Here is a 25,748-nt window from a genome sequence, read left to right as displayed (position 1 = left end):
ATCCTCTTGTAACGTGATGATTAAGACCTATATCTATATCAGAACATACATTTTAGGAGAAAGGCTTAGGTGACCAAACAATATCTGACACATCGCTGTCTTATTGCGCCACCCGAGATAAATGATGACTTTTTTGCGAATACTGTCATTTATTTGGCGCGTCATGATGAAGACGGGGCGCAAGGCATTATTCTCAATCGTCCGGCAGGGATTCAAATTAAAGAGTTACTGAATGATCTGGATATTGAAGCCGATCATGTCCATCCACATGAAGTATTGCAAGGCGGGCCGCTGCGTCCGGAAGCCGGATTTGTGCTGCATACTGGCCAGCCAACCTGGCATTCATCCATTGCGGTTGGTGAAAATGTCTGTATTACCACTTCCAAAGATATTCTGGATGCTATTGCCCATAACGAAGGCGTAGGCCGTTACCAGATTGCCCTCGGCTATGCCAGCTGGAGTAAAAACCAGCTGGAAGAAGAAATTTCGCGTGGTGACTGGCTGATCTGCGATTCAGATATGGATCTGATTTTTAATCTGCCCTATAGCGACCGTTGGGATGCCGCCTACCGGAAAATCGGAATTGACCGCACCTGGCTTGCTTCAGAGATTGGCCATGCCTGAGTCTGCTGCACACATGATTATGGCCTTCGATTTTGGCACCCAGAAAATGGGCATGGCGGTGGGTCAATCCCTGATCGAAAGCGCCACGCCGCTGGCCCTGTTTCCCATGAAAGATGGTATTCCAAACTGGGATGAACTGCTGAAACTGGTGAAACAGTATCAGCCAAATTTATTTCTGGTTGGCTTGCCACTGAACATGGATGATAGCGAGTCAGAGCTGTCGACCCGGGCGCGCAAGTTTGCCCGACGTTTACGTCATCAGACCAATATCGAAACCCTGATGGTGGACGAGCGTTTGACCACGCGTGAAGCCCGTGATGAACTGGATCATTATCAGGCTCAGGGACGCGGTAAAAAAATTGCCGCCGACAGTATTGCGGCCGCCCTGTTCATTGAAAGCTGGTATCGTTATCCGCAAGGCGTCCAGCCTTAAAATCTCGCTGTTGACGTCCAAATCCCCTTTCTCTTGGTTTTCAGCTCAATCCGGTCTGTTATGATAGTCAGTACCGGATTTTTTCATTGATCTTTTTTCACGTTGTAGAGTAATCACTGATGGCAATATCGAGTTTTGGCAAAATTTTGATGGTTCTGAATTTATTTTCAGTGTCACGTCCGGTGATTAATGTCGATATGATCAGTGAAGAACTGGGCCTGTCCAAACCGACCAGCTACCGCTATTTAAAAGAACTGGTTTCGGCCGAATTATTGCAGCGTTTAAGTGGGACTTCGGGCGATTACACCCTCGGCTCGAAAATTGCAGTGCTGGATTATATTTCCCGCACCACCGATCCACTGGTGCAAATCAGCATTCCGTTTATGCAGGATATTGTGCAGCGTACCGAATTTTGCTGCGTACTGACCTATCTGAATCAGGATGCCTGTATCGACCTGCATGATGAAGTATTCCAGCATATGAATCTGCTGTCCTATGGCCGCGGCTGCCCACGTCCGGTGTATATGGGTTCGTCACCGAAAATCATGCTGGCGCATTTACCAAAACAGAAAATGCTGAATTATTATCAGCGTTTTGCCGTGCAGTTCCGTCAGTCCGGTTTTGCCCAGGATGAAGCCGAGTTCATCAGCAAAATGAAAAAGATCAAAAAACAGGGCTATTACTATTCTAGTGGTGAACTGGAACCGCAACTGGCCGGCTTGTCGGTGCCGATCAGACTCTCCAATAAAACAGCACCATTCACCCTGACCTTACTGGCCTCCAAAAACCGCTTTGAATTTGTCAATGTCGAAAAGCTGATTGCCATTTTGCAGGAAAATGCCGCGCTGATTGAACAGAAAGTTGAAAGTCTGAATCCACATACCTAGATTGATCTTTATCAAAATACAGCTGTTAAGATCAGCGTGGTGAGATAAATCTCTGCCCTGCCCGGCCTTTGGATCACAACCAGCATTAGAGTGGATAAAAATAGCGAAAGGTTAAATTGATTCGCGGCGTCACCACACGGCTGGATTTGGGCAGGCTGTGCTTCCAGTAGCGCTGGGTCTGCCCACGCATCACAATTAATTGACCACTCTGTAGCAGCAGCTCGACTTTTGCTGCGCTGTGTTTGTGCTTAAAGCTAAATTTACGGGTTGCACCCAGACTTAAAGAAGCAATCACCGTTTCTGCACCCGGAGATGCGACCAGACTCGGTTCATCATCACTGTGCCAGCCCAGTCCCTGACTGCCATCTGCATATAAATTGGCTAAACAGGAATTAAATGGATGTCCCACGATCTGTTCAATCTGCTGTTTTAACTGCCACAAAGCCGGATGCCAACGCTGCGCCTGCTTCAAACTGCCCGAATAACGATACTGATAATACTCATCACCATACCAGGCAATTTTCCGCGCGGTGACATAATGTTTGCCAAATAAGGTGACTTCATCGGCTTGCCAGGCCAGCTGCTGTAAACATTGCTGCAAGTAAGCGTGACTGTCCTCAGCGGACAGAATCAGCCCATAATCCTGCACGATCCCCTCATAGGGCAACAGATTCTGCCGTGGCTCGGGCGGAAACAGTTCCAGATTCATTGTGGCGTTTTCCTGCGAAGCGGAACTTCAGTTTAAACCCAAAACGGCTTCACAAATCAAAACATTCTCTGTGCTTGTGAGCCACGCCAAATCGACATAGACTGAAAAACAGGTTTTAGAATAAAAAATAATTGCTTATGAACTTATGGCAGCTCTTTCAGAAGCTCAAGCCCTTTGTGCGGCCGTATCGGCTGCTGGTGATTGCCACGCTGATTCTGACTTTAATTGGTTCTCTGACCGCACAGGTCAATGCCCTGACCCTGCAATATGCCGTCGACAGCATTAACCGGCTGGTAGAAGCCGGTCAGGGGCTGGCTGAAGGCTGGCAGATTCTGATAACCATTAGCGCCATTTTACTGGGCAAGGAAATCATTAATGCCTTTGTCCAATTCGGGCAGAAATTTTATGGTGAAAAACTGCGGATTTTTGTGTCGCAGGATTTGGCCCAAGGCATTATTGAAAAGTTCCTGACTTACCGGCTGGCGTTTTTTAATCAGGATAACAATCAGGCCGGCAAGCTGCAAACCCGGATTGATCGCGGCATTGGCTCCCTCACCCGGCTGGTACAAATCTTTTTTATTGATATTTTACCGTTATTTACCAGTGCGATTATTGCCTTAGGGCTGATGTACTGGGCCAATTTCTATGTCGGGCTGGTAGCCTCGGCTATTGTGCCCATTTATTTCTGGCTGACCTATAAACAGGCCCAGAAACTTGGCAGCTGGCGCCGCAATTTACGTGATGGCCGTGAACGGAAAAGCCAGGGCATTCTGAGTATTATCAACTCGATTACCGTGATCAAATCCTTTAACCGGGAACATATCGAATCGGACAAACAGCTAAAACTGCAAAAGGAACTGACCGACAACCAGATGCATACCCGGCAGACCAGCTTCCTGTTTGATGGCCTGAAAACCTTTATTGAACAGATCGGAATTGTGCTGATTATTATCCTGACTGCCTATTTTGTGCTGGATGGCCAGATGAGTATCGGCATGATCATGTATCACGTGTTGCTGTTTAATAACGTGTCGGCACCAATCCGTTCACTGCACCGGATTTATGATGAAGTGAATGATGCCATGATCTACTCGGAAAGCTTTTTCCAGATTCTGGAGGCCGATGATGAAATTGAAGCCAGCGGTGCACAAAAACCGGTAATTCGCGGGCAATTCAATTTAAGCGGGGTCGAGTTTTATTATCCGAACGGGCATCATGCCTTAAAAAATATCGAGATGTGCATTCAGCCCAACAAGATTACCGCACTGGTCGGCCTGTCCGGTGCAGGGAAATCGACCCTGATCAGCCTGCTGGATAAATTCTATGAACCACAGCAGGGCAGCATTCAGTTAGATGGAGTGGATTTAAAAGACATCGACACCCAATACCTGCGTGACCATATCGGGCTGGTGCTGCAAAAAAACCATATTTTCCAGGGCAGTATTTTTGACAATATCCGCTATGGCAAAACCGATGCTTCTCAGGAAGAAGTGATACAGGCCGCCCAGAAAGCCTCGATTCATGAGCAGATTTTGCAGCTCCCGCAAGGCTATGACAGTGATGCCCTGATGCTCTCGGGCGGTCAGCAGCAGCGGATTGCACTGGCGCGGATGTTCCTGAAAAATCCACCGATTATTTTTCTGGATGAACCAACCGCCAGTCTGGATGCCATTGCCACCGAGCAGATCAAGCAGAGTCTGGATGAAATTAAACAGGGCCGTACCGTAGTGATTATCTCACACAGTCTGTCGCAGATTATTGATGCCGATTACACCTATGTCATGAAAGAAGGTGCGATTGCCGAACACGGCGAACATGACACGCTCTACCATCAGGACGGTGTCTATAAAGAAATTTTTGATGCGATGGCCAAAAGCCTGAATATTGAAAAGATTGCCCGAACCTTTGAAGATGACGCAGAAGAAGAAACCCATAGTTAAACCGCAATCCGGTTAAAGATGAAGGAATGATTCTGTATTTTTTAATCCATAAAAAAAGCTCCTGTACAGGAGCTTTTTTGCCTTAAGGCTGTTTTAAATACGGCCAGGCGGCTTTTAAATAAATAAACATCGACCACAAAGTCAGCACCACCGCAGTATAGAGCAAGGCATAACCAAGCAATTCCAGTGGCTCCCAGTTCAGCAAGAATACGGAAATCGCAATCATCTGAAACGCAGTTTTATATTTCCCGACGGTAGAGACCGCCACGCTGGTACGCGCGCCGAGTTCTGCCATCCATTCACGCAAGGCCGATACGGTAATTTCACGTGAAATAATCACAATTGCAGCAAAGGCCATGGAAATGGTCGGCTGCCATTGCACCAAGACAATCAGGGCGGCTGCCACCATCAGTTTATCCGCCACCGGATCCAGAAAACGGCCAAAGGCTGAGGTCTGGTTTAAGGTTCGTGCCAGATAGCCATCAAACCAGTCAGTGACGGCAGCAATCACAAAAATCGCGGTCAAAATCAGATGCCGGGTCATCCCTGCATCATGATCATGGATTCCCATGGCAGGCGGCCAGTAGGCCACCAATAAAAATACGGGAATTAAGGCTATACGCGCTAAAGTTAAAATATTTGGAATGTTCAGGATTCGACCTGTTGTCATAGACACCGCCAATGCTTCCCCGTTATGCACGAGCTAAATGCACATATTTTTTGAGGGTTTATCCATCGTTAATAGGCTTCACTTTATACGAAATGGCAGAAAGTGTCACTAGGCAAAGACCGTTACGGTTTGCCGCGAAATGGCAATCAGCCGGTTTTCAGCATCCCAAAGATGCGCCGTTTCAGTAGAATAGCCATCTGCCGCATGCTCGGTAATCACTTTATATTTAAACCAATCATGCACTTGGTGGCGGATCGGATGCACATAAGTGATATGCCAGGTCAGCGAACTGGCCGGTGACAAGGTTTTAAATAAAGGCAGTACACCCGGTGGCCAAATGTCCATCAGTGTGACCAGATCGGCCACAGTAAAGTCGCGGTTGGCATGTTTTTCTGGCGTATAGCGGCACCAGCCGCCAAAATCGGACTGCTGGCTGCCGGTACACGGATAATCACCTTCGGCCCAGCACACCTCAAACTGCTGATAACATTCCGGCATCAGCTGATGCACCGGTAAATAGTTAAGCTGCGCTGGTGCAGGATAATCCGGCGCCAACGGTTCCTGCTGTACCTGAATAGTGGACTCACGCACCGCGCCAAAGCTGGCCAGCAAGATGCTTTGTACCGCATCATCCTGCCATAAGCGCACTTCCAGCGTGATCACCGACTTGCCCTGTCGCAAAATTTCTGCACTGATTCTGGCCCGGTCTTCCCGCACCGGCCCGACAAAGGTCACCGATGCACTGAGCAGACGTTTATCCGGGTCGGCAATCACCGAAAGGGCTTTCTGCATCATCAGTCCGGCCACCAGTCCGCCATAGATGGTTCGGCCCTGTAACCAGCCTGTTGGAATCTGAATCCATTCATCCTGCTCGATTGCGGCAAATACAGAACGCAGCGACATATATTTTCCTTTTTATTGAGTGCGCTTCATCTTGCAGCTTTTCAGTGTGGATGTGAATGGTCAATCGTATACTGGCCAGTGACTATTTTTGCCAATAGGTCAAATATGCCGGACTTATTCGTGCAGAATTTTATAGATGGTCCGCGCCATGACCTGCCCCAGTCCCGGTACCAGCATCAGGTCTTTTTCCGAGGCTTTTAGCACGCCCTGAATCCCGCCAAAATGGGTCAGCAAATCACGGCGGCGTTTCGGGCCCAGGCCGGGAATCACTTCCAGCACCGAACTGCCGCGTTTTTTATCACGTTTGGCCCGATGCCGGGTAATGGCAAAACGGTGTGCTTCATCCCGCACCTGCTGAATCAGATGCAGGGCTTTATGGTCTTCCGGCAGCTGGATTTTGCTGCCATCGGTAAAATGCAAGGTTTCCAGTCCGGGTTTACGCCCCTCGCCTTTGGACACGCCGACCATAAAGGCTTCCAGTCCCAGTTCCTGCATCACTTCCATCGCCATATGCAGCTGGCCTTTACCGCCATCAATCAGCAGCAAATCCGGCAGCATGGCTTTTTTATAACGTCGGGTCAGGGCCTGACGCATTGCGGCATAGTCATCGCCTTCGGTAATGTCATTGATGGAAAACTGGCGATAATCGCGTTTGCGCGCACCGCCCGAATCAAACACCACACAAGACGCCACGGTCGCTTCGCCCATGGTGTGGGAAATATCAAAACATTCAATCCGGTCAATAGGACGCCCCACCACCTGCTCCAGCTGATGAAAACGCTCATTCAACTCGAAGTGATTGGCCAGCTTGCCTTTAATCGCGTGTTGCACGTTCATTTGTGCCAGTTCTTGCCATTCGGCCCGGGTTTCGCGGACTTTGTGCTTGATCTGGACTTTCTGCTGAAACTGCTGCTGTAGCGCCTGCTCCAGCTCTTTGGCATCTGGCAGTTCTACATTGACAATCAGCTCGGCCGGTACTTCATCGGCGACCTGAAAATAGAAGTTGGCGATAAAATCGGACAACATCTGGCCCTGATCATCTCCGAGCATATCCGGGAAATAGCTTTTCCCGCCCAGCATCTTGCCATTGCGCACATGCATAATCTGCACACAGGTCACCCCAGCCTGATAGGCAATTGCCAGAATATCGGCTTCGCCTTTGACCTTATAAATGGCCTGTTGTGCCTGTACATCGCGCAGCAAGGCCATTCGGTCCCGATAAAACACCGCTTTTTCAAATTCCAGTGCTTCAGCCGCGGCTTCCATTTTGGCAATCAGTTCCTGATTCAGTTCACGGGTATCGCCCTGTAAAAAACGGATCGAGTTCTGCACATCTTCCTGGTAGGCTTCCGGTGAAATCAGCCCGACACAAGGCGCCGAACAGCGTTTGATCTGATATTGCAGGCAGGGACGTTTGCGCTGGGAAAAATAGCTGTTTTCGCACTGGCGCACATTAAACAGCTTTTGCAGCACGATTAAAGTATCGCGGGCGTTGTAGGCACTTGGATAAGGCCCGAAAAATTTACCGACCTGATGCTTGCCTTTGCCACGGCCACTGGCAATCCGCGGATAAGGCTTGTCACTGGAGACAAAAATATAGACATAAGATTTGTCATCGCGCAGCATGATGTTATACGGCGGCCGATGCAGCTTGATCAGGTTCTGTTCCAGCAGCAAGGCTTCGGTTTCAGAGCGTACCACCAGCGTTTCAATATCATAAATCCGCGCCACCAGCGCCTGGGTTTTCGGATGTTCGATGGTTTTTACGAAATAGCTGGACACGCGATTTTTAAGATTCTTGGCCTTGCCCACATATAACAGTTCCCCATCTTTACCCAGCATGCGGTAAATACCGGGCAAGGTGGTCATATTGGCCAGAATTTTGACAATATGTTCGCGTGCGTTTTCGTTCACATTCAGCCTATTTATCGATCTCGTCTGCTCTAGCATGATGTGATGGTGATTCTGCTATTTTCAAGCATTGCCGCGCAAGCATGCCGGCAGAAATGACATGATTGCTACAAAGTCTTAGTGCCACAGGCAAATTTTGCTATGCTGAACAGCTTGTCCCGCTCAGGATTCAGTTTATGCACACCGCCCACTCTGCCATGCATATTATTCAGCCGGCCACCTCAACACATGCGGCATCGGAAAAAGACCGCCTGATTGGCAAACCGCGCTTTCATTTTGAACCGCGTGAAGTGATGCAGCTGCTCAGAACCCGGATTATTGGACAGGACGCAGCCTTAAATGAAATTGAAAAAATGCTGCATGTGGTCAAGGCAGATTTTTCCAGCCCGGAACGTCCGCTGTCGGTGACGCTAATGCTGGGGCCAACTGGCGTGGGTAAAACTGAAACCGTCCGGCTGATCAGTGAAGCGATTTATGGCCGCCCGGATGCTTTTTGCCGGATTGATATGAACACGCTGGCACAGGAACATTATGCAGCAGCACTCACCGGTGCACCGCCGGGCTATGTTGGCTCCAAAGAAGGCCATAGCCTGTTTGATGAAACTGCGATTGCAGGCAGTCACACCCGCCCCGGCATTGTGCTGTTTGATGAACTGGAAAAAGCCTCGACTGAAGTACTGCGCGGGCTAATGAATGTGCTGGACACCGGCAAACTGACCCTGACTTCTGGCACCAAAACCATCGACTTTCGCAATTGCATGATTTTCATGACCAGTAATGTCGGTGCCCAAGCTGCGCAGCAATATCTGGACAAGCTGAATCTGTTCCCGAAAAAAATGCAGGACCTCTGTCTAAAACGTCTGCCGGCCAGACAGATTATTGAAAAGGTGATGCAGCGCCGTTTTGATCCGGAATTTCTCAACCGGATTGACCGGACCCTGCATTATGCGCCGGTCCAGGAAAATGCCCTGCCGCAACTGGTCGAGATTGAACTGGAAAAACTGAACAAACGCCTGCAGCATCAGAAACGTCAGGTGCAGCTGACCGATGCTGCCAAGGCTTATTTTTATCAAGGACATGATATTCGCTATGGCGCCCGGCATTTGGGCCGCCGCATGCGCACCGAACTGGAACCGATTCTGGCGCTGTATTTCCTCAGTCATCCAGAGCAGCTTAGTCTGTGTCTGGACTGTCAGGATCAGCAGCTGTTGATTCAGCCGGACCCAGCGACCAGCACTGAATCAGGACGATAAAGGCTGTTTAATCGCGGCGCAGAATTGCTCCGGATGCCGCGGCGACACCAGCACAAACTTGTTCACGCCATCTTGCTGATAGTCAATCTTTAAGCGTTTTAAGGACATGGCCGGAGATGCCACCGAGTTATTGGTCGGTGATACTTTTTGAATCTGCGCCAATGGGATGCGCCAGCTTAAAAACAGGCAGCGGATGGTCAGGCAGTCTTCGCTCACACGATAGCGGGTATTCCACACCGGCCACCAGATCACCACAATGGTCAGCAGATACACCGCAGTATGCACCGGATACGCTTGCATGGTACCTTTGGCCTGCATGGTCAGCAACAATTGCACCAGCAGCCCAGTCATACAGATCAGAAAAGCCAGCACCCACCAGTCAATTTTGGAACGAAATTTCTGCATTATTTTCCCCTTTACTGTCTGTATCTTACACAAAATTTATGGGGGCTGCTGTATTCGGCCGTGCAGAAAAAAACGCCCATGTGGGCGTTTGGGTTGGAGTGCAAAAGATCAGCATGTCATCTTAAAACAGATAAGGCCGGATAAAAATCAGGAAGAATAGCCCCAGCATCAGCACCCATTTTAAAATGTAATACAGGGTCCGGTTTCTGGCTTTCAGGGCCTTGGCCTGAATCCGGATCTGATAAACATAGGCAAAGACTTTATTCAGGCCGCCGGTACGATCGCCAACTTCATTGGGCGAGCTGGCTGCCGTCATCACCTTTTTACCAAACCAGTGATTAAACTTTTGCATCCAACGGGTAGTTAACGGCCGCTCGACATCGGCAAAGAAAATAATCCGGTTTTGCGTAGTGCCGTTTTCAGCATAGTGAATATAGGTTTCATCAAATACCACACTTTCACCATCACGCCATGAATAGCGCTGGCCATCGACATCAATAAAACAGCGCTCATCATTCGGGGTCATTAAGCCCAAATGATAACGCAGCGAACCGGCATAAGGATCGCGATGCCGGACCAGGCGGCTGTCCGGTGCCAGTTCGGTAAACATTGCCGCTTTAATACTTGGCAAGGTTTTTAATAAAGCCGTGGTTTTCGGGCACAGCTCGGCCGCAGAAGGATGCGCGGTGTCATACCATTTCAGGTAAAAGCGTTTCCAGCCGGTTTTAAAGAAAGAGTTAAACCCCAGATCATCATATTTGCTGGAGGCCTTGATGCCGCCTTGTTCATACAGCGCTTTGGCCTCATCGCGAATCATCTCCCAATGTTCATCCAGCACTTTTAAATCCTGAAAATGCTGGGTGTCGATGTAGGGCTGATTCGGTACGCGTGAAAAACGGTACATCAGAAAATTAATCGGGGCGAACAGGGTCGAATGGTCAAAGAACTGACGATAAAACGAATGCCGAACTTTGCCGCGTTGCTGGATATAAAACGCTGAAATGACAAAGATGGCCAGAATAATCCACTTAAGCATAGCAACATCCGGGAAATTGCCGCCCTGTACAGGTACGACAGACAAGCCAAAATATCGGCGAGCATAACAAATTTAGCCAGGCCAATCAGCCGGTCGTTTAAGACACAGCGTTGCAAAACTGGCGCTGTTCAGGTACCTGTACTGCCCTGCCCATTCACACGAATTGACTTTTTTGACCAAAACACCACAACTCCGGCATGGGCAGCGCCAGCTTTTTCCGTTATAAACAGAGGGCAACTGCGCCAAAAAAGTAAAACCGAAACAAGTACTTCATTGGCTTTTAAGCGAAATAAGCAGGAGAAGAAAGGGAACAAGACCTTGATTGGGCATAGAAAAATTGATGACCCTAGCGTCACGGCTTGATACAACTTGTTATGTTCTTTTTCGATATAGTTATCGTAAGATTAGCGAGGCATAGAAGTGTGCGGGAAATGCACACTCGCTTCACAACATCAACTTAGAAATCCTCCAAAATAAAGGAGATCAGGCATGATCCACGCTGGCAATGCCATTACCGTCCAAATGCTTTCGGACGGAATTGCAGAATTCCGCTTTGACTTACAAGGTGAGTCGGTCAACAAATTTAACCGTGCAACGATTGAAGATTTTAAAGCTGCAATTGACGCTGTCAAAGCCAATAGTGAAATTAAAGGCTTGGTGGTCACTTCAGGTAAATCGACCTTCATCGTGGGTGCAGATATCACTGAGTTTGGTGAAAACTTCGCACAAGGCGAACAAGCAATTGTAGAATGGGCCTTGCCTGTTCACGACATCTTCAACAGCTTTGAAGATTTAGATATTCCTAAAGTGGCTGCCATTAATGGTATGGCGCTGGGTGGCGGTTTTGAAATGTGTCTGGTCTGTGACTACCGTGTCATGTCCGAACAGGCGCAAGTCGGCCTGCCAGAAATCAAACTGGGAATTTTCCCGGGCTTTGGTGGTACAGTACGTTTAAGCCGTTTAATCGGGATCGACAATGCGGTGGAATGGATGGCAATGGCCAATCCGAAAAAACCAGCCGCAGCATTAAAAGATGGTGCAGTAGATGCCGTTGTTGCCGCAGACAAACTGACTGAAGCAGCGGTTGATCTGGCTAAACAGGCAGCAGCTGGCCGTCTGGACTGGAAAGCCAAGCGTCAGGAAAAACTCGATCCGGTGAAATTGAACCCGCTGGAACAGATGATGGCGTTCAACACAGCCAAAGGTGCGGTACTGGCCAAAGCCAATCCGGCTCAATATCCGGCACCAAAACTGTTACTCGATTCATTACAAGCCGGCGCTGGCCTGAGCCGTAATGATGCCCTAAAAGCAGAAGCGGAAGGTTTTGCCAAAGCTGCGGTCACCCCACAAGCGGGTGCCTTAATTGGTCTGTTCCTGAACGACCAGGTCGTAAAGAAAACTTCAAAAAAACATGAAAAAGGTGCTCATCCTGTTAACCAGGCCGCTGTTTTAGGTGCCGGGATTATGGGTGGTGGTATTGCTTACCAGGCGGCAAGCAAAGGCACACCAATTATCATGAAAGACATTGGTAACCCGCAACTGGCCTTAGGTATGTCTGAAGCGAACAAACTGCTGACCAAGCAGGTTGAACGCAAGAAGATGAAACCGGCGCAAATGGGTGAAACCCTGGCACGTATCCGCCCGACTTTAAGCTATGACGAGTTTAAAGAAGTGGACATCGTGATTGAAGCCGTGACTGAAAATCCAAAAGTCAAAGGCATCGTACTGAAAGAAACTGAAGCCAAAGTTCGTGAAAACACGATCATTGCTTCTAATACGTCTACAATTTCAATCACGCGTCTGGCTGAAAACCTGGAACGTCCAGAAAACTTCGTGGGGATGCACTTCTTTAACCCGGTACATATGATGCCACTGGTAGAAGTGATCCGTGGTGAGAAAACTTCTGCTGAAGCCATTGCGACGACGGTTGTTCTTGCGCAGAAAATGGGTAAAACCCCAATCGTGGTCAATGACTGCCCGGGCTTCCTGGTGAACCGCGTCTTGTTCCCTTACTTCGGTGCATTTGATCTGTTACTGAAAGATGGTGCAGACTTCCAGCAAATCGACAAAGTCATGGAAAAATTCGGCTGGCCAATGGGTCCTGCTTACCTGATGGACGTGGTTGGTATCGACACTGGCGTTCACGGCGCAGAAGTGATGGCAGAAGGCTTCCCGGACCGTATGAAACCAGACTACAAAGGCTCAATCCAGGTAATGTATGAAAACCAGCGTCTGGGTCAAAAGAACGATGTCGGTTTCTATAAATACGAACTGGACAAAAAAGGCAAAAAAGCCAAGACCGTTGATTCAACTGCTTATGAGTTAATTGCAGGCGTGGTGACTGGTGAAAAACGCGAGTTTGATCCACAAGAAATCATTGACCGTATGATGCTGGCTTTCTGTAACGAAACGGTTCGTTGCCTGGAAGACAACATTGTCGCAACACCATCTGAAGCCGATATGGCGATGATCATGGGTGTAGGCTTCCCTCCATTCCGTGGTGGTCCATGCCGTTACATCGACCAGACAGGTGTGGCTGAGTATGTTGCGCTTTGCGATAAATATGCGCACTTAGGTAAAGCATATGAAGCGCCGCAAATGCTGCGTGACATGGCTGAAAACAACAAGAAATTCTACGGTTAAGGAGCGACGTGAATGGCTACTTTAAATCCACGTGACGTTGTGATTGTTGATGGCGTACGTACTGCCATGGGCAAAAGCAAAAACGGTATGTTCCGCAATGTACGTGCTGACAGCATGTCTGCGGAGCTGGTTCGCGCTTTAGTTGCTCGTAACCAATTTGATGTCAACGAAGTTGAAGATGTAATCTGGGGCTGTGTCAACCAGACTCTGGAACAGGGCATGAACATTGGCCGTAACATTGCCTTACTGGCTGAACTGCCAAAAACTGTGGCAGGTCAAACTGTGAACCGTTTATGTGGTTCATCCATGCAGGCGATTCATACTGCAGCGGCGCAAATTGCTACTAACCAGGGTGATATTTTCATTATTGGTGGTGTTGAGCATATGGGCCATGTAGGCATGATGCACGGCATCGACCTGAATCCTGAAGCCTCTAAATACTATGCCAAAGCATCTAACATGATGGGCTTAACAGCAGAAATGCTGGGTCGTATGAACGGCATTAGCCGTGAAGAACAGGATGCGTTTGGTGTGGAATCTCACCGCCGCGCCTGGGCTGCTACCCAAGAAGGCCGTTTCAAGAATGAAATCGTCGGTATTGAAGGTCATGATGCTGAAGGCAAATTGCAGCTATGCGATGTGGATGAAGTGATTCGTCCAGATGCTAACCTGGAAGCATTCAAGGCATTACGCCCAGTGTTCGATCCGAAAGGCGGTTCTGTCACAGCAGCCACTTCATCTGCCCTCTCTGATGGTGCATCTGCCATGCTGTTGATGTCTTATGAGCGTGCGCAGGCTTTGGGTCTGAAACCACGTGCCGTGATTCGTTCAATGGCGGTTGCCGGCTGTGATGCGGCAATTATGGGTTATGGTCCAGTACCAGCAACGCAAAAAGCCCTGAAGCGCGCTGGTCTGTCGATTGCTGATATTCAAACTTTTGAATTGAACGAAGCATTTGCGGCACAAGGTCTGTCTGTACTGAAAGGCTTGGGTATTTATGACCAGCAAGACCGCGTTAACCTGAACGGTGGTGCAATTGCATTGGGTCACCCATTGGGTTGTTCGGGTGCACGTATCACCACGACACTGCTTAACGTGATGGAACAGCAAGATACACAAATCGGTTTAGCGACCATGTGTATTGGTTTGGGCCAAGGCATCGCGACCATTATCGAGCGTGTTTAATCTTTAAATACCAAGATAAAAAACCCCGCTTAATACGGGGTTTTTTATATTCGCAGAAATCACTTAATAAAAACGCCCCATGTGCTACATCGGGCGTTTTTAAATTGCATCTCAATCACGACTGAAACAAGCTTCAGCTCATCGCCTTAATGTTCCGGCTTGGCCACTGTGGTTAACACTGGCTCAACCACTGTCTTTTTACCAAAATGAAGATGGTTAAACAGAATATTCAGGAAAATCGCCATCACACAGGCCGAGCTAATGCCCGAATGGAACAGGGTTTTAAACCAGGTCGGAAACTGGGCATAGAAAGAATGATCAATAATTGGAATCATCCCGGCAGCCAGAGATGTTGCGACAATAATCAGATTCTTCTGGTCGCTATAGTCCAGTTTAGATAAAGTACGAATCCCGCTGGCCGCCACTGTACCAAATAGGACCAGACCAGCGCCGCCTAATACCGGCGTAGGAATGGAAGCAATAATACGGCCCATAATCGGCAGCAAGCCCAAGATCACCAGAATCAAGCCACCGGCAGCTACCACAAAACGGCTTTTCACACCGGTAATCGCCACCAACCCCACATTCTGAGCAAAGGCACTTTGCATAAAGGTGCCAAAGAAGGGCGCTACTGCTGAGGAAATCATATCGGCGCGCAAGCCATTGGCAATACGCTTGTCATCGACTTTGGCACCGACAATATCTCCCACTGCAATAATATCGGCCGTGGTTTCAGTTAACACCACCACCATCACAATGGTCATGGCCAGAATTGCAGACAGATGAAAAGTCGGTGCGCCAAAAGCCAAAAAGTCAGGAAAGGCAAACCAGGCACCCTCACCCACTTTGGAAAAATCGCCAAAACCCAAGACATAGGCCAGAATCGAACCGATCAGAATCGCCAGTAAAATTCCGGTACGGCGAATGGTTTCAGAACCAAAACGGCTTAAAAGCAGCAAAATCCCCAGGGTCATGGCGGCCAGACCAATATTCTGCATAGAACCCCAGTCAGGTGCATTGCTATTACCACCCATAATCCAGCGCACGGCCACCGGCAATAAAGACAGGCCGATGATGGTAATCACACAGCCAGTCACCACCGGTGGAAAGAAACGGATAATCTTGGCAAAAAACGGCGTCAGCAATAACCCGATTAAGGAGGAGGCAATCACCGCGCCCAGAATGGCATTAAAACCGCCACCCGTGGTGGCAATACCGACCATGGTGGCCACGCCGGCAAAGGACACGCCTTGCACCAGTGGCAAGCGTGCCCCGAAATATTTCACCCCCAAGGTCTGTAACAAAGTCGCCAGTCCACCCATAAATAATGAAGCAGTAATCAAGATCCCGATTTGCGCAGCAGTTAAACCGGCCGCTGTGCCAACAATCAATGGCGGCGCCACAATACCGCCATACATGGTTAATACATGCTGTAAGCCATAAGTCAGGCTTTTTCCTGTCCCTAAAAATTCATCTTCGGGCGAAATATTCTGTTTGCTCGTTGTCATGTGTAGCCCCACGCCGCAGCTCAGTGATGCTTTTCTCTGAAGCCATCTTTTAAAAATATACTGGCCCTTGCCTGCATGTTGCAGACAAGCGCGCTTCCTGCGGGATTGGAGCAATTACTATGCCATTTTAAAAAATCTGTCGGATTTTGCTGGTAAATCGGCACCAACATGAGGAGGAGATGAACTAGTTAAAAACAAGAAAGAATAGAAAGATAATTTCTTAAATTTTAGAATTTTATCAATTACTTATACCAATATTTTTTCATTCATAATTTTATTCTTTTCCTCTTTTTAAATGGATCACGCACGATGCTGTCCATGTATATAACTCGTAGCCATCCACACCCTTAAAAAGCGCTAGAGGCTGTACACTCACAGTGCATTTTCACAGCCATCGCGGCCAGCAGCAGCACTAAAATATGTCCTGAGCCTGTGGCCAGGTGATCATTAAGAATGCACCTTGCATCTGCCGATACTGCCCCATGACGGTGTTGGGGCAGTATTAAGCTTTGGCTTAAAACAGGTGCAAGAAGTTGAGCTGTTACTTACAGTTTTTCAGCCAATGCCTGCTGATGCGCCTGGGTAATCTCCTGCATTTGCTGATTCAGCTTGAGCATGTCCTGATAGGCCTGATTAAACTGTTTCAGGCCTGCATCTTCATAGAACATAAACAGGTTGTTTTTCATTTCCCAGCGATTATTTTTTAGAATCCCAAGCAGCACATAGGCCTGACTCAGGCTCTGTTTTTCCAGCTCAAACAGCATCGTGCCTTCATCATTCTGGCGGCTTTCCAGCAGAGATTCACTTAACTGACGGCGCAGGTGCGATTTAATCGGTAATTCTTCAATTTGGGCCAGCGCCTGTGCTTCATGTTCAGTCAGATGCTCCTGATATAGCTCCATCATAGCCTTGACCTGTGACAGCATCGCTTCAGTTTCAGCATAGTCCTGTTTTTTATCTTCATTCAGGCGTTTAATATCCAGAAACTGATCCCATTGCAACGCTTTCAGTTCGCGTAAATAGCTATTACGCGCTTCGGCACTTTGCACCAGATGACTAATCACAAATTCAGCCATCAGGGCATAATCACCGCTTAAACGCGGATCGGACGGATCAACCTGAATCGGGGTCGACCAATCCTGCGCCTGTACATAAATCTGCTCGGCCTTGTCATACAGTACGTTCTGATATTCGTGTAATTGGGTCAGTTCTTTTTGTTGTGCCTGATATTGATAAAACATCAATCCAAACACGGCACAGGTCACGAGGACGATGATCCACACTATACGTCGCATATCCTGTCCTCTTGTTGTATTTCTCGTTATCATAACGCTTTGTTGTTGTATCGCCTGTTTTTTAGACAAAATTATTCAACAAAGCACACAAAAGATCAAACAATAAAAATGACTTAAGTGATTTATTTTATTCAGCTAATTTTTTATTGTTTAGCTCATTTTCAAAAAATATAAAGTGATGAGGATGAAAAATACGGTTTGCTGGCGGCAAAGTACCCATCTCGGCTTTAATTCAGGCAAATCATCCCCATCAATAGTTGAAAACAATGCAAAGAGAATATTCATGCGTGTAGATATCTGGTCCGATGTGGTCTGCCCTTTCTGTTATATCGGCAAAAAACGTCTTGAAGCCGCGGCAGCACAGGTCGGCGTAGAACTTGAGGTGCACTGGCACAGCTTCCAGCTTGACCCGGAGGCACCGGAACGTCAGGAAATTTCCAACTCTGAACGTCTGGCACAAAAATATGGCCGTACCTTGGCAGAAGTAGAAGACATGCAGCGCAATATTGCCAGCATGGCTGCTGAAGAAGGCATCCAGTTTAACTGGGAACAGGCCAATTCCGGCAATACCTTGAATGCCCACCGTCTGATTCATCTGGCACAAAGCAAAGGCTTGGGCAATGAAGCCAAAGAGGCTTTTTTCTACAGCTATATGACCCAAGGTCTGGCCATTGGCGAACGCGAAACGCTGGAAGATGTCGCTGCACGTATCGGTTTAAACCCGGTGGAAGTCGATGATGTGCTCGATTCCGATGCCTATGCCGATTTTGTGAAATTTGATCAGGATGTAGCACGTGATCAGCTTAAAGTGACGGGCGTACCCTTTTTTGTATTTGACCAGCGCGTTGCTTTAGCCGGTGCCCAGCCACGGGAAGTGTTTGAACAGGTGCTGAAAAAAGCTTTGGAAACACCTACAGACAACGGCGCGCAATGTCAGGATGACCAGTGCGATGTACCGGAACAATAAGCAGTTACATCCTTAAGCATCGCTGCCATAAAAAATCCCCTTACGGGGATTTTTTTCTATGTACTTTATTCCACCAGGAAACTGATTTTTAAATTAACCCGATACTCGGTAATCTTATTGTCCTTAATCACCACTTTCTGTTCATTAATCCAGGCACCCTGCAGGTTTTTGACTGTTTCACCGACTTTGGCAATGCCGCTTTGAATGGCATCTTCAAAACTTTTATTACTGCTGGCATTCACTTCTACTACTTTTGCAATCGCCATGATTGATCCCTCAGTGTTGGTATAAACGTTCATCTTAGAATAAAAAATAGACAATAAAAGAGCGCTTAACCATACCGCGTCAAAAACTTACATCTCTATACAGATCAAGGGATTTGTACAGAGATGACGCATGGATGGGGCAAAAAATCTGGAGATTTTTTCATCTTAAAACAGGATGATCTCGTTCTTGTAAAAATCATCATTAATTTAAATCTTGTAGCTAAATGATTAGAGCAATTATTCTAATTTATTGTTTTTAAATGTTATTTTTTAACAAAAAGTCTTAAACTTGCCGATATAATCATTTTCTCTCAATCACAACGCGCTATCATAGCTGTTGTTTGAATACACTCTCCCACGATGACTTTTCTCCCAAGTCATCCTTTTTTTGTGAAGGTAAGATTGATGAACGTTTTAAAAGCGCTTGGCCTGTTTATGGTCACCCTGTATGCAGCCAATGTATCAGCAGAAATGGTTTATGTACCAAGCTTCCCGACTGAAAAAGCCCACACTGAAACCGTGAGCAATGATCAGCCTGCAAGCGCTGAACAGAACAAAGAAGCTTAAGCACTTCTTTAAATACAAGCAGACCTCAGGTCTGCTTTTTTTATTGCAGTTTGGGACCATTCTGTGCCTTGCACCTGATCCGACCGGGCAGTTCCAGACTGACATTTTTTGTCAATTCGGCAGCATGATCTGTTTATTCTCTGATTTAACTGAAATTTATCTAAAAAATTTTTTAATATTTCTTATATTGAAATCCCAATTTCTGTCATAAATGCCTAAAAATCCACAAAAGCTGACATTTTTTTTCATGTAATTTTTAGTGAAATACCTATAATCAAAGTGATCCAAAACAATTATTTAAGTACAGGTTGATGAGAGAGCAATGCACGAACTTCAAGCCCTGATTCAGAGAAAAATTTCTCCACAAGAGATTAATGTAGAAAATCTGGTGGCGCTGGCGGAACATTATTCACAGCCGCATTCTGCCGAATACAAATTGGTTGAACTGGCCCTGAATATTGTCCTGGCCAGTTATCTGGAAAAAGCACAACAACTGGTTTAAGTTTCCACCATGAATACTTTAGAAAAATCCCGGCTGATTAAAGAACTGCATGACCTGACGGGCGCACTGGAGCGTCGTTCCTTGAGTCTGTATGAAACCGCCAAGGCCAAAAGCCGGATTAAAAGTATTTTTGTTGAATGCGACCAGCCGCTGTTTAAAAAACAGATTCTGGCCTATAAGGCACAGGTGCAGCCGGAACGTTCTGCCGAAGAATTTGCGCGCGACACCATTTATGCATGTTCTTTTCGGGGGGTGTTTCAGCAGGTTGAGGCGCTAGAACAAGCTTTATATACCCAGCCCGATTCAGGTTGGGCTATCTTGTATCAGCCTGCCTCCGGCTGGCAAATCTGGCTGATTCCGGCACCCGCACGTACTGCCCTGCTCAGTGACTGGGGCAATCTGGAACAGGTCTATCGCTGGATGTTGCAACAGCAGCATCAGTATCGCAGTCTGCACACCGATCTGGAATTACTTAACCAGCAAAACTATGCCGCAACGCAGGCCTTTCAGCATACCGTCGCAGTACGTACAGCTGTAGCGATAGAACCTGAAGCAGCAGCTCAGCAACTCAAGCCTACCAAAGCCGCACCTGTTCAGCCTGAACAGCAAGCAGAGTCTAGCGCCCGTCATCTGCTGCTCAATCAGCTCAGCTGCCCGATTTCCGAATTACCCCTGGACCATCTGCCGGCGGAAAAACTGTGCCGGGTATTTTTACCAGCCCGGCCTGAAGTGATGCAGTATGCCGATGTGCTGGTTCATGATGCAGAGCAAGCGGCTCTGCTCAAACGCCCCGGTTATGTGGCCGAGCAGATCAATGCCCAAGGTCGTTTTATTAAATATCTGGTCTTGTTTGGCGCCTTGGATGCTATGCAGGCCACCCGTTTTGCCCATGCCTTTAGCCAGCAGCATGAACATGAAATTGCCGCAATCCGTGAAATAGACAGCGCTGTACTGGAAAGCCAGCTGTTTGCGCTGGACAGCCTGTTTCAGTGCTATCAACATGCCAAGCAGATGATCTGGCACAAAGAAGATTATTATCCGTTTATTCCGCTACAACTGATTCATACCCAGAAATTTATCCAGTTTGAGGAAACAGCAGCCACGCTGGCCACCCCGCTGATTTTATTAAAAGAGCGACAAAAAATTCGCCTGATTCATGGCCAGCAGCGTTTACAACTGGCGCGTACCGAACAGGCCTACCCCTATATTCTGCTCGATCGTCAGCAGGGCGTGAGCTGGCAAATTATTCAAAAAGTATTGAATCACCTGCCTGCGCCAGTCGACCCTTTACGTCTGGTTCAGGCCATTCAACAGCTCACCGCCAATTAATGTTTATGTTTTTGTAGCTGCATCTTGCTTTTCGCCTGAAGATTTTCAACACTAGCAAAAAGAGCTTAAAGATCAGTAAATAATGCCAAGAAAAGTACATTTTATAGCGCCCTCATTATTATTATTTTGCCTGTTAGGCAGTGGATATACGGTTGCAGACAACAATACCAACCTGGAGACAGAACCGCAGACCGCACCACCAGGTTATGAGGTGCCGCTGGTGCCCGAAACTGAGGCGGGTAATGGTTTTTTCTATACCCTGCCGCGCCTGATTGATGCCACCCCGACCATTTTGCCGGAACAGTCGAATGAACCGACTGTGCCGCCCACGCATGAAACCGAAGAACAAAGCTGGGTAGACCGGCGCCAGAAACAGATTCGCCACTGGGCAGACAATACCGCACATAAAATTGATAACTGGTTTGGAGAAACTAGCCCGGAGGAACCGGCCTCTGCGACCTTGCGTATTCTGGTCGACAGTCGCTGGAACAAATATGATGACTACGATATTAAACCGCGGGTACGTGGCCGGATTAAACTGCCGACGCTGGAACGCAAATTAAGTCTGGTCTTTGGTGATGACTCACTGGATAACGAACTGCAAAACAGTGTTGCCATTACCAATGAAAACCCCAGCAACAGCCCGGACAAAACCCTGGATGGTCGACGGGCGCGTGAAGACAACAGCTCCCTGGCCTTACGCTGGTCTGACTTCACTGAACGCTTACCCTTTGAAACTGATGCCGACCTCGGGGTGCGTTCCGGTGATGATATTTATGCCCGTTTAAAAATTGCCAAGGACTGGGAACTGGTCAATGACTTTTCCTTTCATGCCGAGCAGATTTACCGTTACGGCCTCGACAGTGAAAACTATTTAAGAACCAACCTGGAACTCATTCATGCCCGGCCCGATCATCCGTTTTTAAGCAACCAGTTTAGCCTGACCTATGCCGATGAACAGGATGATGACCTCAGATGGGACAACTACAGCTTTAGACAGCACCAGTTCTTCCACGGCAACCGTTTTAACTACGGGCTCTACACCGGCGGTTATTATCATAATGATGATTTACGCCTGAACAGCTGGGGACCGTTTGTGTCCTGGCGTCAGCCGTTCTTGCGTGAATGGTTTTTTGTGCAGGGCGACCTGAATTACTATAATGATGACCGTGAAGACCGCAGCCATTACCCGAGTGTCTTGCTGCGTTTAGAAGCCCTGTTCTAAAACCGTCAACAATATAATCGTGCATTAAAAAAACCTCCCGCAGGAGGTTTTTTTAATGGGCTTATTTCAATAATAAGCTGTTGATGCGTTTCAGGTACTCTGCCGGATTTTCTGGCAGTCCCCCTTCTGCAATCAGCGCCTGATCAAAAATCACATTGGCCAGATCATCAAACTGAGCCGAACCTTGCAGTTTTTGCACCAGTGGATGCTGCGGGTTAATTTCCAGAATCGGCTTCATTTCTGGCACCGGCTGACCAGCATCTTTCAGCATCCGGATCAGCTGTGGCGACAATTCCCCGTCAGCCGTAACCAGACAGGCTGGAGAATCAACCAGTCGTGTGGTCACGCGCACTTCTTTGGTTTTGTCTTTCAACGATTCAGACAGCTGCTCCACCACTGGCTTAAACTGCTCTGCCGCCTGTTCCAGTGCCTTCTTCTCTTCAGCATCTTGCAGATCGCCCAAATCGACCGCACCTTTAGACACGTTTTGCAGCGGTGTACCATCAAACTCATGTACGAAGTTCATGGCCCATTCATCAACACGTTCAGTCATCAGCAGGACTTCAATGCCTTTTTTCTTGAACAGCTCCAGCTGCGGCGAGTTCTTGGCCGCGGTCAGGCTATCTGCGGTTACATAGTAAATGGCTTTCTGGCCGTCCTGCATCCGCGCTTTGTAATCTGCCAGTGAGGTGCTGACCTCATCCTGGGTGGAGGTCGCATAGCGTAATAATTTCAGGATACGCTCACGGTTACCAAAGTCTTCGCCCAGGCCTTCTTTTAAGACCGAACCAAATTCACGATAGAAAGTCTTGAAGTTGTTCTGGTCTTTTTCATCTTCAGATTTGGCCAGACCATCCAGCATGGTCAGCACACGGCGTGCGTTACCTTCACGTATGGTTTTCACATCGCGGCTTTCCTGTAGCAGTTCACGGCTGACGTTCAGCGGTAAATCGGCGCTATCCACCACACCCTGTACAAAGCGCAAATAGTTTGGAATCAGGTTGTCAGCATCATCCATAATAAACACGCGTTTGACATACAGCTTGATGCCAGCTTTGGCTTCGCGGGTAAAAATATCATGTGGTGCTTTTGGTGGAATATACAGCAACTGGGTATATTCGGTGCTGCCTTCGACACGGTTATGCGACCAGGCCAGCGGCGCTTCAAAATCATGGCTCAGGTTTTTATAAAACTCGATATACTGTTCTTCGCTAATCTCGTTTTTACTGCGGGTCCATAAAGCACTGGCCGAGTTAATCGCTTCCCATTCATCAGTTTTCACATACTGGCCGCCTTTTGGCTGTTCACCTTCCGCTACTTCCTCTTCCTGCCAGACTTCTTTTTGCATTTGAATGGGCAGGCTGATGTGATCAGAATATTTATTGATAATCTGCTTCACTTTATAGCTTTGCAGATAGTCCAACGCATCTTCACGTAAATGCAGGATGATGTCGGTGCCACGACCTTCCTTGTTGATTTGCTCGACTTCAAATTCACCGGTGCCACCGCTGATCCAGCGTACACCTTCCGATGCGTCCAGACCGGCACGGCGTGATTCTACGGTAATTTTATCGGCCACAATAAAGCCAGAGTAGAAACCCACCCCAAACTGGCCAATCAGCTGGGCATCGGCTTTTTGATCACCGGTCAGCTTGGACATAAAGTCTTTGGTGCCGGATTTGGCAATGGTCCCCAGATTATCAATCGCTTCCTGCTGGCTTAAACCAATACCGTTATCGGAAATGGTCAGGGTATTGTTCTCTGCATCCAGACGCACACGCACGCGCAGGTCCGGATCATTTTCATAATATTCAGGATGGTTGATGCCTTCAAAACGCAATTTATCGCAGGCATCAGAGGCGTTAGAAATCAGTTCACGCAGAAAAATTTCAGGGTTGGAATAAAGAGAATGCGTCACCAAATGTAAAAGCTGAGCCACTTCAGCCTGGAAACTGTGTTTTTGTGCGCTTTGTTCGCTCATTCATCACTCCTTAAATTGACAGCATTGTTGTATTGGAATGCCTTATGAATTGGAGTGAGGCGACGATTTTTCAATAGTAAAACAAAAAAATATTAAAATGGGCCCTGCTGATAGACCCGCTGCATATACTGCTCCAGCTTTTGCTGACGCATCTGGTAAACCTGGGTCAGACATTCAACCGACTGGCCACAGCGGTCACGCAGGGCCAGCCAGCGCACCTGTTCATCCCGTATAGCCGAACGTGTCCCCATCGGTACCAGACGGTTAATAATTTTATAGGTGGTGGCCATCTTCACATCGGCATCATTAACATTACGATGTTCACAAATGGCATGTTCGGTTGGGGTTTGAGCACGTTCACAATTAAAGCTGGCTGCAGCGGCAGGCAGGCTGATCAAACTGGCGAAGACCAAGGCAAAGGTTGTATTTCTATTCATATTTGATCTTCTCACTTTTTCATTTCTTTCATTTCATTCACTACAAATTAAATGAAAACGAATACTTAACTCAATATTCTGATTTTGTTCTATTGTTATCATTTTGCAATAAAAAGGCCCCATCACCAGGATGGGGCTACGCTGAATTTTATTATTGGTACTTTTTTATAATTAGAATTTGTAGCTATAACCGATGGTGTACACCATTGGATCGATATCTAAATCGAATTGGGCTGCCACATCACCACTTAAAGTAACTTCAGGGCTAAGTTGCGCATAACGTGCATCAAAGAATACGCCCCAGTTTTTGGCATCTGCAGGCTGGAAGTTAAAACCAATCTGGCCGGCAAAACCAAAATCTTCTTTTACTTTAATATCCGCATCAGCTAAGGCATTTTTACCACGCTCATCCCAAGCCACAAATGCGGTACCACCGACACCAATGTACGGTGTAAAACCGGTATTGTTTTTAAAATGGTATTTTGCCGTCAGCGTTGGTGGTAAATGTTTAATACGTACCACATCTGTACCCGCTAACTGAACATCATGGTTAATTGGTGCAGCTAAAAGCAGTTCTGTCGAAATATTGTCATTAAAGAAATATTCAACTGACGGGGTAAATGCATATTCATGATCAGCTTCAACAACACCTAACGCAGTCTGAGTATCCTGAGTAGGTGCTACAACCGAACCGCCCAGCTTGACTTGCCATTGGCCTGCCATCGCAGAAGCAGAAAGACCCATTAATGCAACGAGTGTAATTTGCTTTAACATTTTAATACCCCACTGGAAGATTATTTATTCAAAAATTAAACATTAATTAATAATAAACACGTTAGAAATTAATATGCAATACTTATCCGATATAATAATTTTATATTATTTTCAAACTATTGATTATTAAATTAATTTATTTTAACCAACCACACAACTTGGTTTTAAATACCAACCTTCTTTATCAAGATTAAATAATAATATTCAGATTAAAATACTCAGGTTTATTTTAAACGCTCTATAATATATATTTTAAATACATCTATTATTAGATTATCAGAATGATTATAAGATTTAT

23 protein-coding genes and 1 pseudogene are annotated in these 25,748 nt (G+C 47.2%); 12 read left to right on the top strand and 12 right to left on the bottom strand.

All coding sequences use genetic code 11. The features are described 5' to 3' along the window. Positions 1-69 precede the first annotated feature (69 nt). The 3 genes from ACPEPR_RS05160 to ACPEPR_RS05150 all read left to right on the top strand — a co-directional run bounded on the left by ACPEPR_RS05160 (position 70) and on the right by ACPEPR_RS05150 (position 1,944). Entirely contained in the window at positions 70-624 is a 555-nt protein-coding gene (locus ACPEPR_RS05160) for a YqgE/AlgH family protein (protein WP_005181761.1), read from the top strand. Further along, entirely contained in the window at positions 617-1,057 is a 441-nt protein-coding gene (gene ruvX, locus ACPEPR_RS05155; protein ID WP_005181760.1) for a Holliday junction resolvase RuvX, read from the top strand. Before ACPEPR_RS05160 ends, ruvX begins: the two co-directional genes overlap by 8 nt. A 119-nt stretch (positions 1,058-1,176) precedes the next feature. Further along, positions 1,177-1,944: an IclR family transcriptional regulator gene (locus ACPEPR_RS05150; RefSeq protein ID WP_016659660.1), complete on the top strand. Its 768-nt coding sequence runs from the start codon at positions 1,177-1,179 to the stop codon at positions 1,942-1,944. 85 nt (positions 1,945-2,029) lie between these two features. Here the strand turns inward: ACPEPR_RS05150 and ACPEPR_RS05145 are convergent, their stop codons facing one another. After that, positions 2,030-2,653: an alpha-ketoglutarate-dependent dioxygenase AlkB family protein gene (locus ACPEPR_RS05145; protein ID WP_016659661.1), complete on the bottom strand. Its 624-nt coding sequence runs from the start codon at positions 2,651-2,653 to the stop codon at positions 2,030-2,032. Between the two features lie 137 nt (positions 2,654-2,790). Here ACPEPR_RS05145 and ACPEPR_RS05140 point away from each other — a divergent pair, with 137 nt between their 5' ends. Continuing rightward, entirely contained in the window at positions 2,791-4,593 is a 1,803-nt protein-coding gene (locus ACPEPR_RS05140) for an ABC transporter ATP-binding protein (protein ID WP_005181751.1), read from the top strand. 82 nt (positions 4,594-4,675) lie between these two features. Here the strand turns inward: ACPEPR_RS05140 and pgsA are convergent, their stop codons facing one another. From pgsA to uvrC, 3 genes are all read right to left on the bottom strand, one after another. Next, positions 4,676-5,263, bottom strand: a complete 588-nt coding sequence (pgsA, locus tag ACPEPR_RS05135) for a CDP-diacylglycerol--glycerol-3-phosphate 3-phosphatidyltransferase (protein WP_034598126.1) — start codon at positions 5,261-5,263, stop codon at positions 4,676-4,678. 108 nt (positions 5,264-5,371) lie between these two features. Next, a complete protein-coding gene (locus ACPEPR_RS05130) occupies positions 5,372-6,166 on the bottom strand; it encodes a thioesterase family protein (RefSeq protein ID WP_160241681.1) in 795 nt (264 codons plus the stop codon). A 114-nt stretch (positions 6,167-6,280) separates the two neighbouring features. Beyond that, positions 6,281-8,080, bottom strand: a complete 1,800-nt coding sequence (gene uvrC / locus ACPEPR_RS05125) for an excinuclease ABC subunit UvrC (protein WP_005181732.1) — start codon at positions 8,078-8,080, stop codon at positions 6,281-6,283. 173 nt (positions 8,081-8,253) lie between these two features. Here uvrC and ACPEPR_RS05120 point away from each other — a divergent pair, with 173 nt between their 5' ends. After that, on the top strand, positions 8,254-9,330 hold the full coding sequence (locus ACPEPR_RS05120; RefSeq protein ID WP_168397781.1) for an AAA family ATPase: 1,077 nt from the start codon (positions 8,254-8,256) through the stop codon (positions 9,328-9,330). Here ACPEPR_RS05120 and ACPEPR_RS05115 read toward each other — a convergent pair. Both ACPEPR_RS05115 and lpxO read right to left on the bottom strand, forming a co-directional pair. Next, positions 9,319-9,735: a PH domain-containing protein gene (locus tag ACPEPR_RS05115; RefSeq protein ID WP_005181729.1), complete on the bottom strand. Its 417-nt coding sequence runs from the start codon at positions 9,733-9,735 to the stop codon at positions 9,319-9,321. The genes ACPEPR_RS05120 and ACPEPR_RS05115 overlap by 12 nt on opposite strands. Before the next feature lie 121 nt (positions 9,736-9,856). Further along, the gene (lpxO, locus tag ACPEPR_RS05110) at positions 9,857-10,771 is read right to left on the bottom strand and encodes a lipid A hydroxylase LpxO (RefSeq protein ID WP_075167599.1); all 915 of its coding nucleotides are present in this window, start codon (positions 10,769-10,771) and stop codon (positions 9,857-9,859) included. Positions 10,772-11,260: 489 nt separating this feature from the next. Here lpxO and fadB point away from each other — a divergent pair, with 489 nt between their 5' ends. Further along, complete coding sequence (fadB, locus tag ACPEPR_RS05105; protein ID WP_104489917.1) at positions 11,261-13,414, top strand: fatty acid oxidation complex subunit alpha FadB; 2,154 nt, start codon at positions 11,261-11,263, stop codon at positions 13,412-13,414. Between the two features lie 12 nt (positions 13,415-13,426). Then, positions 13,427-14,599: an acetyl-CoA C-acyltransferase FadA gene (gene fadA / locus ACPEPR_RS05100; RefSeq protein ID WP_075175015.1), complete on the top strand. Its 1,173-nt coding sequence runs from the start codon at positions 13,427-13,429 to the stop codon at positions 14,597-14,599. Positions 14,600-14,745: 146 nt separating this feature from the next. Here fadA and ACPEPR_RS05095 read toward each other — a convergent pair whose 3' ends face one another. Next, on the bottom strand, positions 14,746-16,107 hold the full coding sequence (locus ACPEPR_RS05095; protein WP_160243595.1) for a nucleobase:cation symporter-2 family protein: 1,362 nt from the start codon (positions 16,105-16,107) through the stop codon (positions 14,746-14,748). A 545-nt stretch (positions 16,108-16,652) separates the two neighbouring features. Further along, positions 16,653-17,402 (bottom strand): hypothetical protein, encoded by a 750-nt coding sequence (locus ACPEPR_RS05090; protein WP_168399022.1) that lies wholly within the window; start codon positions 17,400-17,402, stop codon positions 16,653-16,655. 283 nt (positions 17,403-17,685) lie between these two features. On the opposite strand from ACPEPR_RS05090, the gene ACPEPR_RS05085 reads away from it, so the two are divergent. Continuing rightward, on the top strand, positions 17,686-18,369 hold the full coding sequence (locus ACPEPR_RS05085; protein WP_160241685.1) for a DsbA family oxidoreductase: 684 nt from the start codon (positions 17,686-17,688) through the stop codon (positions 18,367-18,369). Between the two features lie 65 nt (positions 18,370-18,434). On the opposite strand, the gene ACPEPR_RS05080 is transcribed toward ACPEPR_RS05085, so the two are convergent. Further along, the gene (locus ACPEPR_RS05080; protein ID WP_005181715.1) at positions 18,435-18,635 is read right to left on the bottom strand and encodes a dodecin family protein; all 201 of its coding nucleotides are present in this window, start codon (positions 18,633-18,635) and stop codon (positions 18,435-18,437) included. Between the two features lie 405 nt (positions 18,636-19,040). On the opposite strand from ACPEPR_RS05080, the gene ACPEPR_RS05075 reads away from it, so the two are divergent. From ACPEPR_RS05075 to ACPEPR_RS05060, 4 genes and pseudogenes are all read left to right on the top strand, one after another. Further along, entirely contained in the window at positions 19,041-19,202 is a 162-nt protein-coding gene (locus ACPEPR_RS05075) for a hypothetical protein (RefSeq protein WP_168369786.1), read from the top strand. Between the two features lie 322 nt (positions 19,203-19,524). After that, on the top strand, positions 19,525-19,704 hold the full coding sequence (locus ACPEPR_RS05070; RefSeq protein WP_005181710.1) for a hypothetical protein: 180 nt from the start codon (positions 19,525-19,527) through the stop codon (positions 19,702-19,704). 9 nt (positions 19,705-19,713) lie between these two features. Continuing rightward, complete coding sequence (locus ACPEPR_RS05065) at positions 19,714-21,033, top strand: hypothetical protein (protein ID WP_423562035.1); 1,320 nt, start codon at positions 19,714-19,716, stop codon at positions 21,031-21,033. Between the two features lie 262 nt (positions 21,034-21,295). Then, positions 21,296-22,258 (top strand): annotated as a pseudogene (locus ACPEPR_RS05060) (hypothetical protein); the annotation flags it as partial. Positions 22,259-22,319: 61 nt separating this feature from the next. Here the strand turns inward: ACPEPR_RS05060 and htpG are convergent. The 3 genes from htpG to ACPEPR_RS05045 form a co-directional block, all read right to left on the bottom strand. Beyond that, positions 22,320-24,239 carry a molecular chaperone HtpG gene (gene htpG, locus ACPEPR_RS05055; protein WP_005181707.1) on the bottom strand — a complete coding sequence of 640 codons (1,920 nt, stop codon included), beginning with the start codon at positions 24,237-24,239 and terminating at the stop codon, positions 22,320-22,322. A gap of 92 nt (positions 24,240-24,331) precedes the next feature. After that, positions 24,332-24,676 carry a lysozyme inhibitor LprI family protein gene (locus ACPEPR_RS05050; protein WP_016659674.1) on the bottom strand — a complete coding sequence of 115 codons (345 nt, stop codon included), beginning with the start codon at positions 24,674-24,676 and terminating at the stop codon, positions 24,332-24,334. Between the two features lie 171 nt (positions 24,677-24,847). Further along, the gene (locus tag ACPEPR_RS05045; RefSeq protein ID WP_104500484.1) at positions 24,848-25,450 is read right to left on the bottom strand and encodes an OmpW/AlkL family protein; all 603 of its coding nucleotides are present in this window, start codon (positions 25,448-25,450) and stop codon (positions 24,848-24,850) included. Positions 25,451-25,748: the final 298 nt, after the last annotated feature.

Source organism: Acinetobacter sp. AND/436 (genome assembly GCF_049546925.1).
In the GTDB taxonomy this organism is placed as follows: domain Bacteria; phylum Pseudomonadota; class Gammaproteobacteria; order Pseudomonadales; family Moraxellaceae; genus Acinetobacter; species Acinetobacter indicus.
Note: the sequence above shows the minus strand (reverse complement) of the source record. Positions and strands in the feature narration are given on the sequence as shown.

What these genes read in the sequence shown, in the direction of transcription:
- lpxO (WP_075167599.1), bottom strand. Translation starts at nt 10,771, where the DNA reads ATGCTTAAGTGGATTATTCTGGCCATCTTTGTCATTTCAGCGTTTTAT.
- ACPEPR_RS05150 (WP_016659660.1), top strand. Translation starts at nt 1,177, where the DNA reads ATGGCAATATCGAGTTTTGGCAAAATTTTGATGGTTCTGAATTTATTT.
- ACPEPR_RS05075 (WP_168369786.1), top strand. Translation starts at nt 19,041, where the DNA reads ATGAACGTTTTAAAAGCGCTTGGCCTGTTTATGGTCACCCTGTATGCA.
- ACPEPR_RS05085 (WP_160241685.1), top strand. Translation starts at nt 17,686, where the DNA reads ATGCGTGTAGATATCTGGTCCGATGTGGTCTGCCCTTTCTGTTATATC.
- ACPEPR_RS05065 (WP_423562035.1), top strand. Translation starts at nt 19,714, where the DNA reads ATGAATACTTTAGAAAAATCCCGGCTGATTAAAGAACTGCATGACCTG.
- pgsA (WP_034598126.1), bottom strand. Translation starts at nt 5,263, where the DNA reads ATGACAACAGGTCGAATCCTGAACATTCCAAATATTTTAACTTTAGCG.
- ACPEPR_RS05140 (WP_005181751.1), top strand. Translation starts at nt 2,791, where the DNA reads ATGAACTTATGGCAGCTCTTTCAGAAGCTCAAGCCCTTTGTGCGGCCG.
- ACPEPR_RS05145 (WP_016659661.1), bottom strand. Translation starts at nt 2,653, where the DNA reads ATGAATCTGGAACTGTTTCCGCCCGAGCCACGGCAGAATCTGTTGCCC.
- fadB (WP_104489917.1), top strand. Translation starts at nt 11,261, where the DNA reads ATGATCCACGCTGGCAATGCCATTACCGTCCAAATGCTTTCGGACGGA.
- ruvX (WP_005181760.1), top strand. Translation starts at nt 617, where the DNA reads ATGCCTGAGTCTGCTGCACACATGATTATGGCCTTCGATTTTGGCACC.
- fadA (WP_075175015.1), top strand. Translation starts at nt 13,427, where the DNA reads ATGGCTACTTTAAATCCACGTGACGTTGTGATTGTTGATGGCGTACGT.
- ACPEPR_RS05050 (WP_016659674.1), bottom strand. Translation starts at nt 24,676, where the DNA reads ATGAATAGAAATACAACCTTTGCCTTGGTCTTCGCCAGTTTGATCAGC.
- ACPEPR_RS05090 (WP_168399022.1), bottom strand. Translation starts at nt 17,402, where the DNA reads ATGCGACGTATAGTGTGGATCATCGTCCTCGTGACCTGTGCCGTGTTT.
- ACPEPR_RS05080 (WP_005181715.1), bottom strand. Translation starts at nt 18,635, where the DNA reads ATGGCGATTGCAAAAGTAGTAGAAGTGAATGCCAGCAGTAATAAAAGT.
- ACPEPR_RS05045 (WP_104500484.1), bottom strand. Translation starts at nt 25,450, where the DNA reads ATGTTAAAGCAAATTACACTCGTTGCATTAATGGGTCTTTCTGCTTCT.
- ACPEPR_RS05070 (WP_005181710.1), top strand. Translation starts at nt 19,525, where the DNA reads ATGCACGAACTTCAAGCCCTGATTCAGAGAAAAATTTCTCCACAAGAG.
- ACPEPR_RS05115 (WP_005181729.1), bottom strand. Translation starts at nt 9,735, where the DNA reads ATGCAGAAATTTCGTTCCAAAATTGACTGGTGGGTGCTGGCTTTTCTG.
- ACPEPR_RS05095 (WP_160243595.1), bottom strand. Translation starts at nt 16,107, where the DNA reads ATGACAACGAGCAAACAGAATATTTCGCCCGAAGATGAATTTTTAGGG.
- ACPEPR_RS05120 (WP_168397781.1), top strand. Translation starts at nt 8,254, where the DNA reads ATGCACACCGCCCACTCTGCCATGCATATTATTCAGCCGGCCACCTCA.
- ACPEPR_RS05130 (WP_160241681.1), bottom strand. Translation starts at nt 6,166, where the DNA reads ATGTCGCTGCGTTCTGTATTTGCCGCAATCGAGCAGGATGAATGGATT.
- htpG (WP_005181707.1), bottom strand. Translation starts at nt 24,239, where the DNA reads ATGAGCGAACAAAGCGCACAAAAACACAGTTTCCAGGCTGAAGTGGCT.